The sequence below is a fragment of the Pseudomonas sp. C9 genome, assembly GCF_002000165.1.
Lineage (GTDB): Bacteria > Pseudomonadota > Gammaproteobacteria > Pseudomonadales > Pseudomonadaceae > Aquipseudomonas.
Genome location: NZ_MPAK01000002.1, coordinates 42,141 through 54,699 on the forward strand (window position 1 = coordinate 42,141; position 12,559 = coordinate 54,699).

Consider the following 12,559-nt stretch of genomic DNA (forward strand, 5'->3'; position numbering starts at 1 on the left):
GTTTCTCCTTGAAGCCTTGCAGCGAAGTTCCGTTTCTGAAAGATCAAAAGGCGTGCATTACCCAGCAACATAACGGCTCATTATTGGGCCGTTAAATAATGATTGAGTGCGAAAGTTGGCGCCTGTTGGTGACTAGATAAGAGTGCGCTTGAATAGGTGTCAATAGAGCTGGCTAGTTAAGTGCTGGATAACTTGTTATTCAGAATAATCCTACGTGGTGAAGTTAATAAGCGTCAGCGCTTCGTCGAATATGACCACGGTTTGAAGGCGCGTGAGGGCGGGCAACGGTCAAAAGTCGCAGCGTCGATATAAACGAATTCCAGGCGGGAAAGATCTGTTGCAGGACATATATATGTACCGCACAAAGTGTTGGATGAATTATCTAAAGTGTGAGCTGGAAAAGTAGCTTAGAAGGGGGGTGTCGCTGGGGTAGTTGTTACTTCCATCCATGGAAGTTAACAAGTAGTTAAGCGCGACTCAGGAGTGGGCGTTGTTCAGAAACTTGCTGAGGAACTGTTTTGTCCGTTCTTCTTTCGGGTTGGCAAACAACGCTTTTGATTCGCCTTGCTCGACGATCACGCCCTTGTCGAAAAACACCACGCGATTGGCCACGTCCCGGGCAAAGCCCATTTCGTGAGTGACGATGACCATGGTGCGCTTCTCCTCGGCCAGGCCGCGGATGGTCGCCAACACTTCACCGACCAGTTCCGGATCGAGCGCCGAGGTCGGCTCATCGAACAGGATCACTTCCGGTTCCATCGCCAGCGCACGGGCAATCGCCACACGCTGTTGCTGACCCCCGGAAAGGCGTCGCGGGTAAGCATCTTCCTTGCCCGCCAGCCCCACCTTGGCCAAGAGCTTTTTGCCCAGGGCAATGGCTTCGGCCTGCGGGATCTTCTTGACGATGATCGGGCCTTCGATGACGTTTTCCAGCGCAGTGCGATGCGGGAACAGGTTGAAGTTCTGGAACACGAAACCCACGTGTTGACGCAAGCGTCGCACCAGGCCTTGCTGCTGGTTCAGTGGCCGGCTGCCATCGATCTCGATGTCACCGACCTTGATCCGGCCGCTGCTCGGCTCTTCCAGAAAATTCAGGCAACGCAGGAACGTGGTTTTACCCGAGCCACTGGGCCCGATGATCGCCACGACCTCGCCTTCCTTCACTTCCAGATCGATGCCATTGAGCACCACTTGACCCTTGAACTGCTTTGTCAGTTTTTCCACGACAATCATTGGGTCAGGACTCCTGGTCGTGCCGATTGACCCGTGCTTCCAACTGGTTTTGGAGGTGCGACAGCACCGTGGCCAGAACCCAGTAGATCAGCGCGGCGGCAAGATACATGGTGAAAATTTCAAAGGTGCGGGCGGTAATCAGCTGCGCCTGACGGAACAGTTCCGGCACCTGGATGGTAGCGGCCAGCGCCGTGTCCTTGACCAGCGAAATGAAGCTGTTGCCCAACGGCGGCAAGGCCGTGCGCATCGCCTGCGGCAGGATGGCCCGGCGCAGGGTTTGCGCACGGGTCATGCCGATACTCGCGGCGGCTTCCCATTGGCCGCGCTCGATGGAGCTGATCGCGGCACGCAGGATTTCGCAGGCATAGGCGGCCATGTTCAGCGAGAAGCCGATCAGGGCCGCTGGCAGCGGATCAAGTTCGATGCCCAATTGCGGCAAGCCGTAATAGATCACGAACAGTTGCACCAGCAACGGCGTGCCGCGAAAGAACGACACGTAGATGCGGGCAATCCAGCTCACCAGCTTGAAACGCGACAGGCGCATCAGTGCCAGGCCGAAACCCATCAGCAGGCCGAAAAACATTCCGCCCAGGCTGAGGATCACTGTGTAGTACGCGCCCTTGAGTAGAAAGGGCACGGAATCCAGTGCGAGTTGGAAAGCTTCTTCCATTATTGAGTGACGTCAGCGTTGAAGTATTTTTCCGAGAGCTTTTTCAGGGTGCCGTCGGCGCGCAGTTTGTCGATGGCCTTGTTCACAGCGGCCAGCAACTCAGGTTCGCCTTTGCGCAGGGCGATGCCGGCTTCCTGGCGAGAGAACGCGTCGCCGGCGGCGGAGGTGTCCTTGGCTTTCTTGGCGTATTCCAGAGCGGCCAGACGGTCGATCAGAATGACGTCGATGCGCCCGACACGCAGGTCCTGGAACTTGGTTGGGTCATCTTCGTAGGTGCGGATGTCAGCCTTTGGCACATTGGTTTTCACCCACTCTTCGTAGTTGGTGCCCAGGCCTACGCCGACTTTCTTGCCGGCCAGGTCGGCGGCGGACTTGATGTTCAGATCGGCGGCCTTCTTCGTCAGCACCAGCGCCTGAATCCCGGAAACGGTGTACGGCTCGGAGAAGTCGTACTTCTTCTTGCGCTCTTCAGAGATGGTCACCTGGTTGATGACGGCGTCCAGACGCTTGGATTCCAGCGCCGCGAGGATGCCGTCCCATTTGGTGGGTTGCAGCTTGACCTTCACGCCCAGCTCTTTGGCCAGGGCTTCGGAGAATTCGACTTCGAAGCCGGACAGTTTGCCGTCGGCGTCGACGAAGCTGAACGGTGGGTAAGTGCCTTCCAGGCCGACGTTGATAACGCCAGCGTCTTTGATTTTTTGCAGTTGCTCACCGGCAACTGCTTGCCCCAGCAGACCAGCGCTCAGCGCCAGACCCAGTGAACCTACCAGCAGGTTACGACGTAGTGCGGAAAAATTCATGACAAGCCCCTGTGTTTTCTTATGGAAGACGCATTAGGAAAGTTGGCAAATTCGGGAATTGAACGACTGCAATATCCTGCCCTAAAGCAGCATATGCGTCTTGCTACAAATTCGCCTGCGGCGTGACTATATGATGACGCCTATAGAATTGAAAATAATCAATGCTGTATTTTATATTCTTAAATTGCATATAAGATTGGATCGTTCCCACGCTCCGCGTGGGAACGCCTCAAGGGACGCTCCGCGTCCAGTGACGCAGAGCGTCACGGGCTGCACTCCCACGCAGGGCGAGGGAGCGATCAGTCAGCGTCTCGGTTAGAGAAAATCCTTGTAGGCAAACAACGCCGGAGCCCCACCGGTGTGCAAAAAGATAATCGGTCCTTCATCGAATCGCTGGCGACCGATGCCGTCCAGCAACCCGGCCATGGCCTTACCGGTATACACCGGGTCGAGCAGCAAACCTTCCTGACTGGCCAGTAGCTTCACCGCTGCCAGTGTCCCGGCATTCGGCTCGCCATAGCGCGGTGCGAAATACTCGTCCCACAACTCGACCTTGAAGCTCGCCGGCAACTTCACGCCCAACAACTCGGCGGTACGCTCGGCCAGGCCCTGCACCTTCGGGCGCTGGTCTTCATCGCTACGGGAAACCGTGACACCAATCACTGGCAAATCCGGCAGTGCTTCACTCAGCGCCAACGCCAAACCGCTGTGGGTGCCGGCGCTGCCGGAGGCCAGGACCACGGCAGCAAATTGTAGCCCGGTGTCCTTGATCTGCTCGGCCAGTTCCAGGCCGGCGCGCACGTAACCCAATGCGCCCAGCGCATTCGAGCCGCCTATCGGCACCAGATAAGGATTTTTGCCGTTATTGCGCAGTCGTGTGGCCAATGCCTCCAATTGCTCATCGGCGTTGTCGAGGTTTTCGACCAACTCGACCTTGGCATCGAACAGGTCCAGCAACAGACGATTGCCGTTACCGATGTAGTTGGCGTCGTCGGTGCCCAGCGGGTTTTCCAGCAGCGCAACGCAACCCAGGCCCAGTTTGGCGGCAATGGCGGCGGTCTGGCGCACATGGTTGGATTGCAGCGCCCCCGCGGTGATGAGCGTGTCGGCGCCTTGTGCCAGGGCATCGGCGGCGAGGTATTCGAGCTTGCGCAGCTTGTTGCCGCCCATGGCCAGTGGCGTCAGGTCATCGCGTTTGACGTACACATCGCGGCCCAGCCAGGTCGACAAGCGTTCAAGTTTTTCCAGGGCAGTGGGGTGGCCGAGTAAATCGAGACGGTTAAAGCGAGCGAGCTGTTGTTTGATCATGGGTCCGTACTGGCGCAGAAAGATTGTCAGGACTATAGGCACGCCCATTTGCCTGGGCAACCGCCAATCGCTTATAGCCAAAGATTCTGAGCTCTGCACAATTGGTTCTTAATTCGACCTCAAGACCTTGCCGTAAAGTAATCGCCGTTAATGCGGCCAGACTGTCCGGCCGCCTGTGAGGAGTTTTTTACCGTGAGCGAGCGTTCCAGTCATTGGCAACTGCAGACCATCGTCAGCCAACTGCGCGCGGCGCGTGATCAGTGGCGCGCACAAAATGGCCGCGCCAGCACAGAGCAGGGCGGTCGCGAATTGCCTTCGCGGGCGGCCATGGCGGACATTCTTGAGGCGCTGTGCGGGGCGTTGTTCCCGATGCGGTTGGGGCCGGTGGATTTGCGCGAAGAGAGTGAAGACTTCTACGTTGGCCACACCCTAGATGTGGCGTTGAACGCGCTGCTGGCTCAGGCTCGACTCGAATTGCGCTATGCCGCCCGCCACAGTCAGCAGGCCGACTCTGACATCGAAGCCAAGACCATTCAGATCATTCAGGACTTCGCGCTCGCCTTGCCGGGGCTGCGCAGTTTGCTGGATACCGATGTGCTGGCGGCCTATCACGGCGACCCGGCGGCGCGCAGTGTCGATGAAGTGTTGCTGTGCTATCCAGGCATTCTGGCGGTGATTCACCATCGCCTGGCCCACCATTTGTATCGCGCCGGTTTGCCGTTGCTGGCGCGGATCAGCTCGGAAATCGCCCACTCGGCCACCGGTATCGACATTCACCCTGGGGCGCAGATCGGTCGCAGCTTCTTTATCGATCACGGGACCGGCGTGGTGATCGGCGAAACCGCGATTATTGGTGAGCGCGTGCGGATTTATCAGGCAGTCACCCTGGGCGCCAAGCGCTTCCCGTCCGATGAGGACGGTCAATTGCAGAAGGGCCATCCACGGCACCCGATTGTTGAAGATGACGTGGTCATCTATGCCGGGGCGACGATTCTGGGGCGGATCACGATTGGCAAGGGCTCGACCATCGGTGGCAACGTCTGGCTGACCCGCAGCGTGCCGGCGGGCTGCAACCTGACACAGGCCAATCTTCAACACGATGACGGGACGCAGAAATAAACCTACAACGGATCGTTCCCACGCTCTGCGTGGGAATGCCTCAAGGGACGCTCCGCGTTCCAGTTCATCCTCAAAAACCCTCCTCTTACCCCTCCTTGAGCTAGCGTACGAACAGTACCGCCGAGCCTTGCGATTAGTCCTTAGCAGCCTATCCATGTTTAACTTGAACGTTCATTCAAGTTAAACCGGTAGCTCGCTGCCCGCTCACAACAGGAGGCTTGCCTTTGCTGAGTCCGATTTCTACAGCCATGTTCAATCCCTTCGCGGTGCACGTTTCATGAGTGCATCGTCCCTCCCTCCCAGCGGTTTGATCCGCATGAATCCGCCGGTTTTTTACTTCTCGGCGAGCTTCATTCTGTTGTTCGGCATCGTCGTCATCGCCATGCCCGAACAGGCCGGTGCCTGGTTGCTGGCGGCGCAAAACTGGGCGGCCAATACGGTCGGCTGGTACTACATGCTCGCGATGACCCTGTATCTGGTCTTCGTGGTGGTCACCGCCTTGTCCGGCTACGGCAAGATCAAGCTCGGTGCCGACCACGACGAACCCGAATTCAGTTACCTGTCCTGGGCCGGCATGTTGTTCGCCGCCGGGATCAGCATCACGCTGTTTTTCTTTTGCGTGTCCGAGCCGCTAACGCATTTGGCGCAACCGCCTCAAGGCACGGCCGGTACGCCGGAGGCTGCGCGTCAGGCGATGCAAATTCTGTTTCTGCACTGGGGCCTGCACGGCTGGGGTGTGTTTGCTTTCGTCGGCATGGCGCTGGCCTACTTCGCCTACCGGCACAACCTGCCGCTGGCCCTGCGTTCGGCGTTGTATCCGCTGATCGGCAAGCGCATCAACGGCCCCATCGGTTATGCGGTGGACGGCTTCGGCATCATCGCCACAGTGTTCGGTCTTGGCGCCGACATGGGCTTCGGCGTACTGCACCTCAACTCAGGGCTGGACTACCTGTTTGGCATTGCCCACACCCAGTGGATTCAGGTCGGCCTGATCACGCTGATGATGGGCGCCGCGATCATCGTTGCGGTCTCCGGCGTCGATAAAGGCGTGCGGGTGATGTCCGACATCAACATGCTGCTGGCCTGCGCGCTGCTGCTGTTCGTGTTGTTCGCCGGCCCCACGCAGCACTTGCTCAACACGCTGATCCAGAACCTGGGCGACTACCTCGGCGCCTTGCCGATGAAGAGTTTCGACCTGTACGCCTACGACAAACCGAGCGACTGGCTCGGCGGCTGGACGGTGTTCTACTGGGCCTGGTGGATTGCATGGTCGCCGTTCGTGGGCCTGTTCATCGCGCGGATTTCCCGTGGCCGCACCATCCGTGAATTTGTCTTCGGCGTGCTGCTGATTCCGCTTGGTTTCACCCTGGCGTGGATGTCGATCTTCGGCAACAGCGCCATCGATCAAGTGCTCAACCATGGCATGAGCGCGCTCGGCATGTCGGCCATCGACAACCCGTCGATGACCCTCTACTTGCTGCTGGAAACCTATCCGTGGAGCAAAACGGTGATCGCCGTGACGGTATTCATCAGCTTCGTGTTCTTCGTCACCTCGGCTGACTCCGGCACGGTGGTGTTGTCGACGTTGTCCGCCAAGGGCGGCAACCCGGATGAAGACGGGCCGAAATGGCTGCGGGTGTTCTGGGGCGCGATGACGGCATTGGTTACCAGCGCGCTGTTGTTCTCCGGCAGCATCGATGCGTTGAAGTCAGCAGTGGTGCTGACCTCGCTGCCGTTTTCGTTGATCTTGCTATTGATGATGTGGGGGCTGCACAAGGCGTTCTACCTGGAATCCCAGAAGCAGATCGCGCAACTGCATTCGCTGGCACCGGTTTCCGGGTCAAGGCGTGGCAAGGGTGGCTGGCGACAGCGTTTGAGCCAGGCGGTGCACTTCCCGTCGCGCGATGAGGTGTATCGTTTTCTGGATACGACGGTGCGGCCGGCGATCGAGGAAGTGTCGGCGGTGTTTGTCGAAAAGGGTTTGAACGTGATTACGCAACCGGACCCGGTCAACGACAGCGTCAGCCTGGAAATCGGTCACGGTGAACAGCATCCGTTTATCTATCAGGTGCAGATGCGCGGTTATTTCACGCCATCCTTTGCCCGAGGCGGCATGGGCTCCAAGCAAATCAACAACCGGCGTTATTACCGGGCCGAAGTGCATTTGAGCGAGGGCAGCCAGGACTACGATCTGGTGGGTTACACCAAGGACCAGATCATCAACGACATCCTCGATCAGTACGAACGGCACCTGCAATTCCTGCACTTGGTGCGTTGATCCAGACGGACAGGCGCCGGGGCTTTATCAGGCCTCGGCGCTCATCACCATGAACAGCACCAACGCCGCCACCGGCACACTGAACACCACCGTGCCGATCACCAGCTCTGAACTCAAGGGCTGGCCGGCCGTGACCACACCAACGGCACCGTTGATCACCGTCAGCGCCAGCCACAGGATCACAAAGCTGTAGATCAGTGTCTGGCGGCTGAAGCCGATTTTTTCGCCGATGAACAGCATCAGGGCGAGGAGGGCCAGGCCGAAGGTGATGATGATTGCTGTGTGCATGGTGAGCTCACCTGGTCGTTGTGTGTCGCCTGATAAACCGCTATCGCGAGCAGGCTCACTCCTACAAGGATCACCGCGATCCCTGTAGGAGCGAGCCTGCTCGCGATTAGCGTCGCTGCAGTGTCAGTGTGAGCTTAGTTAAACCAACCCACCATTGGCCCGCAAAATCTGCCCGTTGACCCAGCCCGAATCCGGCCCCGCCAGAAACGACACAACACGAGCAATGTCTTCAGGCTGACCCAAGCGCTCCAGCGGCGGCATCTTGGCGAAGTTCTGAATCTGCTCCTCACTCTTGCCCTGCAAAAACAACTCGGTGGCCACCGGCCCAGGTGCCACGGCATTGACGGTGATGCTGCGCCCGCGCATTTCCTTGGCGAACACTTGGGTCAGCGACTCCACCGCCGCTTTGCTGGCGATGTACACCGCATAACCCGGCAAGTTAAGGCCGACGGTGCTGCTGGAAAAATTGATGATCCGTCCGCCACCGTTCAAGCGCGTCGCCGCTTCGCGCAACGTGTTGAACGTGCCGCGCGCGTGGATGTTGAAGGTCTGCTCGAACAGTTCATCCGTGTGCTGCGCCAAGGGCATGACCTTGAGGATGCCAGCGTTGTTGATCAGCACATCGACCTTGCCCAATTGCGCCTCAGTCTCGTCGAACATCCGGCGCACGTCGTCGGCGCTGGCTACATCAGCCTTGATCGCTATGGCTTGATGACCGGCCTGACGCAATTCCACAACCAGCCTTGAGGCTTCAGTGGCGCTGCTGGCGTAATTGATGGCGACGGCAAAACCGTCGCTGGCCAGTTGTTTGGCGATCACTGCGCCGATGCCGCGCGAGGCGCCGGTGACGATGGCAACTTTTTGGTGAGTCATGGCGTTGAATCCTGATGAGGTGGGTTGCTGGGTGTGAGGCCAATTTCACATGTTTACTCAGGCCGATAAATGCACGAGAGTTGCCTTGACTGTTCAATAATCGCCAACAATCGGAGGCTCACGTGGATCAAGTCAAAGCGATGAAGGTGTTCGTGCGGATCTACGAGCGCAGCAGCTTCACCCTGGCGGCCGAAGACTTGAACCTGCCCCGCGCAACGTTGACTCACACCCTGAACCAGTTCGAAGCCTGGCTCGGCACACGGTTGCTGGAGCGCAGTACGCGCAAGGTGCGTGCGACCCTGGACGGCGAGGCGTACTACTTGCGCTGCGTGCAACTGTTGGCGGAGCTGGAAGAGGCCGAGCTGGCGTTTCGCGGTTGCGCGCCGAAAGGCCGATTACGGGTCGACCTGCACGGCACGCTGGCTAAAAATTTTGTGATCCCCGCCTTGCCGCAATTCATGGAGCGCTACCCGGACATCGACCTGTCCATCAGCGAATCCGACCGCTTTGTCGACTTGATCGCCGAAGGCGTCGACTGCGTGCTGCGCGCGGGTACGCTGACGGATTCGGCGCTGGTCGGTAAACGCATCGCCAACCTGCGCCAGATCACCTGCGCCAGCCCCGCGTACTTACGCAAATACGGCGAACCGAAAACCCTCGAAGACCTCAAGCATCACCGTGCGGTGAACTACGTTTCGCGCACCACGGGCAAGCTGTTTCCGTTCGAATTCAGAGTGGACGGCGAGATCAAGGAAGTCGCCATTGACGGCGCGCTTTCAGTGTTCGGCGCGGAAATCTACGCCGCCTCGGCGATTGCCGGACTGGGGTTGATCCAGTGTCCGCACTACCGAATGGAAACGCAGATTGCCCAAGGACTGGTGCAGGAAGTCCTCACCGATATACCGCCACCGCCGATGCCGGTCTCGGTGTTGTATCCGCACAACCGACACATGTCGCCACGGGTTCGGGTGTTTGTGGATTGGTTGGGGGAGGTGTTTGCGGGGGCGGGGTAGCCGGTGGTCTACGGCCACTCTGACCGGCTTGCATTCCGCTAATATTTATCAGAGTGTGTATCGTGTGTATAAGTCTTGCGGTCATCGCGTAATGTGCTCGGCAGATGCTGCCCACAAGGACGAAGGTGATGCGAAGTCGGGAAATGATCAGGATGATCGAGGAGGATGGTTGGTATCTGGTGGCCGTAAAAGGCAGCCACCATCAGTACAAGCATTTGTATAAGTCAGGCAGGGTAACGATCAAGCACCCTGATTCGGATCTTCCAAAAGGGACGATCAACAGCATATTGAAACAGGCGGGTCTGAAATGAGGCCCGACGTCGGAAACGCGAGCCTCGATGAGGCCACATCACAGGAAGGATTTACCGAAATGAAATTCCCGGTCGTTCTGCATAAGGATGCCGACTCAGAATACGGAGTGATTATCCCGGACGTACCGGGCTGCTTCTCCGCAGGCGGTACTGTGGCGCAGGCATTTGAAAACGTAAAAGAAGCGTTGTCTTTGCACTATGAAGGTCTGGTGGCCGATGGTGATCCGCTGCCGCAGGTGCGTGAAATCGATGCTCACCTCGATAACCCGGATTACGCGGGCGGTGTGTGGGGAGTGGTCGAGTTTGATATCACGCCTTATTTCGGCAAATCAGTGCGCTTCAATGCCACGTTGCCTGAACAGTTGCTTGAGCGTATCGACCAGACAGTCAGCCGCGACCGGCGATATAGCTCAAGATCGGGATTTTTGGCGGCTGCTGCGCTGAGAGAATTGTCGGCGTAAACGTTTATGAATCGAAATATGTGAAACGTTTCAGCATTTTCTCGAGTCCGAGGTTTATCGGCGCTTGTCCGGGCGTATGCTTGGCCGCTTGCGAAGCAGTCGATACCACATTCAAGACCGACAAGAGAGGATTCGATGACCTACACCGCTGCCGAAAACCGCTACGACTCCATCCCTTACCGCCGCGTGGGGCGCAGCGGTCTGGTATTGCCGGCGTTGTCGCTGGGCCTGTGGCACAACTTCGGCGACAGCACGCCGATCGACACCCAGCGTTCGTTGTTGCGCACGGCGTTCGATCTGGGCATCAATCACTTTGACCTGGCCAATAACTACGGCCCGCCGTACGGCAGCGCCGAGATCAACTTCGGCCGATTGCTGCGTGAAGACTTCAAGCAGTATCGCGATGAGCTGATCATCTCCAGCAAGGCTGGCTGGGACATGTGGCCCGGTCCTTACGGTCAGGGCGGCGGTTCGCGCAAATACGTGCTGGCCAGCCTGGATCAGAGCCTGCAACGGCTGGGCCTGGACTATGTGGACATTTTCTACTCGCACCGCTTTGACCCGGACACACCACTGGAAGAAACCGCCAGTGCACTGGCGACCGCTGTACAACAAGGCAAGGCGTTGTACATCGGCATCTCGTCCTATTCCGGGGTGAAAACCCGTGAGATGGCGGCGCTGTTGAAAGAGTGGAAAGTGCCGCTGCTGATTCATCAGCCGGCGTACAACCTGCTCAACCGTTGGGTGGAAAAGGACCTGCTTGAAGTCACCGACGAACTCGGCACCGGCGTGATTGCTTTCACCCCATTGGCGCAGGGCCTGTTGACCGACAAATACCTCAACGGCATTCCGAAGGATGCGCGGGTCAATCGTCCGGGGGGTGGTTCGTTGCAGTCGTCGCACCTGTCCGAAGCCAACATCGCCCATGTGCGTGGGCTCAATGAAATCGCCAGGCGTCGTGGGCAAAGTCTGGCGCAATTGGCGTTGGCCTGGACATTGCGCGACCCTCGGGTGACCTCGGCGTTGATCGGTGCTAGCCGGCCGGAGCAGATTATCGAGAACGTCGAGGCGTTGAAGAATTTGAGCTTCAGCGCGGAAGAACTGGCGGAGATTGATCGGTTCGCCCAAGAGGGAGGGATCAATCTTTGGGAAAAGCCTTCTACGGCTGAGTAACAAATTGGCGCCGGCTGATCCGGTGCCTGTTCGAACCCCATCGCGGGCAAGCCCGCTCCCACAGGTTTGACGGTGTTCACAGATTTTGTGTACGACATGGACACTGTGGGAGCGGGCTTGCCCGCGATGGGGCCATCAAAGTCAGTACAAAACTGCCTGATCACCGGAAAAACGGCACATCCCCCAACACCGTCGCCCGCTGCATCACCCGCCGCGCCGGGCGGTAGTCATCCACCGCGTAATGCTGGGTCACGCGGTTATCCCAGAACGCCACATCATCCTTCTGCCAGCGCCAGCGAATGGTAAATTCCGGCCGTGTGGCATGGGCGAACAAGAACTTCAGAACCGCTTCGCTCTCGGTGTCCGACAGTTCGTTGATCTTCGACGTGAATCCTTCATTGACGAACAGCGAGCGCCGCCCGCTCACCGGGTGTGTACGAATGACCGGGTGCGACAAGGGCGGATTCTTGCGTCGTGCCTCTTCCCACTGGGCCAGCGCTTCGGGCGTATTGCCATAACGCTCAAGCGGGAACGAACGGGTGAAATCGTGGGTGGCGGTCAGCCCTTCGAGCAAGGACTTCATCGGCGCGGACAATGCTTCATACGCCGCAATCCCACTGGCCCACAACGTGTCACCGCCAAACTCCGGCAGCAACTTGGCGCTGAGTACTGCGCCCATGGCCGGGGTCGGCAGGAAGGTCACATCGGTGTGCCAGATCGCGTTGTCGCGCACGTCGGTGACGGCAGTGTCGAGGATCAACACTTCCGGTTGTTCCGGTACGTTGGGGTAGATCGGGTGAATGTGCAGGTCGCCGAAATGGGCGGCGAATCGTGCCTGCTGCTGCGGCGTGATCGGCTGGTCGCGGAAGAACAGTACTTGATGCTTGAGCAGCGCTTGCTCGATGGCGTCGCGCTGTTCCAGGTTCAGTGGCTGGCTGATATCGACGCCGCTGATTTGCGCACCGAGGGCAGAACTGAGGGGGACGATGGTCAGGTAGCTCATGGTGGCTCTCTTCAATACGGGGCGCCGAA

General features: G+C 58.4%; 13 protein-coding genes. 6 read left to right on the plus strand and 7 right to left on the minus strand.

Annotated elements, in window-relative coordinates:
* Positions 1 to 477: 477 nt before the first annotated feature.
* From tcyN to BMS17_RS27105, 4 genes are all read right to left on the minus strand, one after another.
* Positions 478 to 1,233 (minus strand): L-cystine ABC transporter ATP-binding protein TcyN, encoded by a 756-nt coding sequence (tcyN, locus tag BMS17_RS27090; RefSeq protein ID WP_077432246.1) that lies wholly within the window; start codon positions 1,231 to 1,233, stop codon positions 478 to 480.
* Positions 1,234 to 1,237: 4 nt separating this feature from the next.
* Entirely contained in the window at positions 1,238 to 1,903 is a 666-nt protein-coding gene (gene tcyL, locus BMS17_RS27095; protein WP_046031326.1) for a cystine ABC transporter permease, read from the minus strand.
* Positions 1,903 to 2,703, minus strand: coding sequence for a cystine ABC transporter substrate-binding protein (tcyJ, locus tag BMS17_RS27100; protein WP_046031325.1), 801 nt, complete (start codon positions 2,701 to 2,703; stop codon positions 1,903 to 1,905). Before tcyJ ends, tcyL begins: the two co-directional genes overlap by 1 nt.
* Positions 2,704 to 3,018: 315 nt before the next feature.
* On the minus strand, positions 3,019 to 4,011 hold the full coding sequence (locus BMS17_RS27105; RefSeq protein ID WP_046031324.1) for a D-cysteine desulfhydrase: 993 nt from the start codon (positions 4,009 to 4,011) through the stop codon (positions 3,019 to 3,021).
* Positions 4,012 to 4,203: 192 nt separating this feature from the next.
* Between BMS17_RS27105 and epsC the strand changes: the two genes are divergently transcribed.
* Together epsC and betT are read left to right on the plus strand one after the other, a co-directional pair.
* The gene (gene epsC / locus BMS17_RS27110; protein WP_046031323.1) at positions 4,204 to 5,130 is read left to right on the plus strand and encodes a serine O-acetyltransferase EpsC; all 927 of its coding nucleotides are present in this window, start codon (positions 4,204 to 4,206) and stop codon (positions 5,128 to 5,130) included.
* Between the two features lie 316 nt (positions 5,131 to 5,446).
* Complete coding sequence (betT, locus tag BMS17_RS27115; RefSeq protein ID WP_175649050.1) at positions 5,447 to 7,408, plus strand: choline transporter BetT; 1,962 nt, start codon at positions 5,447 to 5,449, stop codon at positions 7,406 to 7,408.
* 27 nt (positions 7,409 to 7,435) lie between these two features.
* Here betT and BMS17_RS27120 read toward each other — a convergent pair whose 3' ends face one another.
* Together BMS17_RS27120 and BMS17_RS27125 are read right to left on the minus strand one after the other, a co-directional pair.
* Positions 7,436 to 7,696 carry a hypothetical protein gene (locus BMS17_RS27120; RefSeq protein WP_046031321.1) on the minus strand — a complete coding sequence of 87 codons (261 nt, stop codon included), beginning with the start codon at positions 7,694 to 7,696 and terminating at the stop codon, positions 7,436 to 7,438.
* Positions 7,697 to 7,834: 138 nt separating this feature from the next.
* Complete coding sequence (locus BMS17_RS27125) at positions 7,835 to 8,569, minus strand: SDR family oxidoreductase (protein ID WP_046031320.1); 735 nt, start codon at positions 8,567 to 8,569, stop codon at positions 7,835 to 7,837.
* Positions 8,570 to 8,691: 122 nt separating this feature from the next.
* Between BMS17_RS27125 and BMS17_RS27130 the strand changes: the two genes are divergently transcribed.
* From BMS17_RS27130 to mgrA, 4 genes are all read left to right on the plus strand, one after another.
* Positions 8,692 to 9,582 (plus strand): LysR family transcriptional regulator, encoded by an 891-nt coding sequence (locus BMS17_RS27130; RefSeq protein WP_046031319.1) that lies wholly within the window; start codon positions 8,692 to 8,694, stop codon positions 9,580 to 9,582.
* A gap of 128 nt (positions 9,583 to 9,710) precedes the next feature.
* Positions 9,711 to 9,893 carry a type II toxin-antitoxin system HicA family toxin gene (locus BMS17_RS27135; RefSeq protein ID WP_046031318.1) on the plus strand — a complete coding sequence of 61 codons (183 nt, stop codon included), beginning with the start codon at positions 9,711 to 9,713 and terminating at the stop codon, positions 9,891 to 9,893.
* Positions 9,890 to 10,354, plus strand: a complete 465-nt coding sequence (locus tag BMS17_RS27140) for a type II toxin-antitoxin system HicB family antitoxin (RefSeq protein ID WP_175649047.1) — start codon at positions 9,890 to 9,892, stop codon at positions 10,352 to 10,354. The genes BMS17_RS27135 and BMS17_RS27140 overlap by 4 nt, the downstream gene beginning before the upstream one ends.
* Positions 10,355 to 10,489: 135 nt before the next feature.
* Positions 10,490 to 11,527: an L-glyceraldehyde 3-phosphate reductase gene (gene mgrA / locus BMS17_RS27145; protein ID WP_046031316.1), complete on the plus strand. Its 1,038-nt coding sequence runs from the start codon at positions 10,490 to 10,492 to the stop codon at positions 11,525 to 11,527.
* Positions 11,528 to 11,687: 160 nt separating this feature from the next.
* Here mgrA and tauD read toward each other — a convergent pair whose 3' ends face one another.
* Positions 11,688 to 12,530 (minus strand): taurine dioxygenase, encoded by an 843-nt coding sequence (tauD, locus tag BMS17_RS27150; RefSeq protein WP_046031315.1) that lies wholly within the window; start codon positions 12,528 to 12,530, stop codon positions 11,688 to 11,690.
* Between the last annotated feature and the right edge of the window lie 29 nt (positions 12,531 to 12,559).

Coding starts and splice junctions, on each gene's coding strand:
- tcyL (WP_046031326.1), bottom strand. CDS start 1,903: ATGGAAGAAGCTTTCCAACTCGCACTGGATTCCGTGCCCTTTCTACTC.
- BMS17_RS27105 (WP_046031324.1), bottom strand. CDS start 4,011: ATGATCAAACAACAGCTCGCTCGCTTTAACCGTCTCGATTTACTCGGC.
- BMS17_RS27135 (WP_046031318.1), top strand. CDS start 9,711: ATGCGAAGTCGGGAAATGATCAGGATGATCGAGGAGGATGGTTGGTAT.
- betT (WP_175649050.1), top strand. CDS start 5,447: ATGAATCCGCCGGTTTTTTACTTCTCGGCGAGCTTCATTCTGTTGTTC.
- tcyJ (WP_046031325.1), bottom strand. CDS start 2,703: ATGAATTTTTCCGCACTACGTCGTAACCTGCTGGTAGGTTCACTGGGT.
- BMS17_RS27120 (WP_046031321.1), bottom strand. CDS start 7,696: ATGCACACAGCAATCATCATCACCTTCGGCCTGGCCCTCCTCGCCCTG.
- mgrA (WP_046031316.1), top strand. CDS start 10,490: ATGACCTACACCGCTGCCGAAAACCGCTACGACTCCATCCCTTACCGC.
- BMS17_RS27140 (WP_175649047.1), top strand. CDS start 9,890: ATGAGGCCCGACGTCGGAAACGCGAGCCTCGATGAGGCCACATCACAG.
- BMS17_RS27125 (WP_046031320.1), bottom strand. CDS start 8,569: ATGACTCACCAAAAAGTTGCCATCGTCACCGGCGCCTCGCGCGGCATC.
- tauD (WP_046031315.1), bottom strand. CDS start 12,530: ATGAGCTACCTGACCATCGTCCCCCTCAGTTCTGCCCTCGGTGCGCAA.
- tcyN (WP_077432246.1), bottom strand. CDS start 1,233: ATGATTGTCGTGGAAAAACTGACAAAGCAGTTCAAGGGTCAAGTGGTG.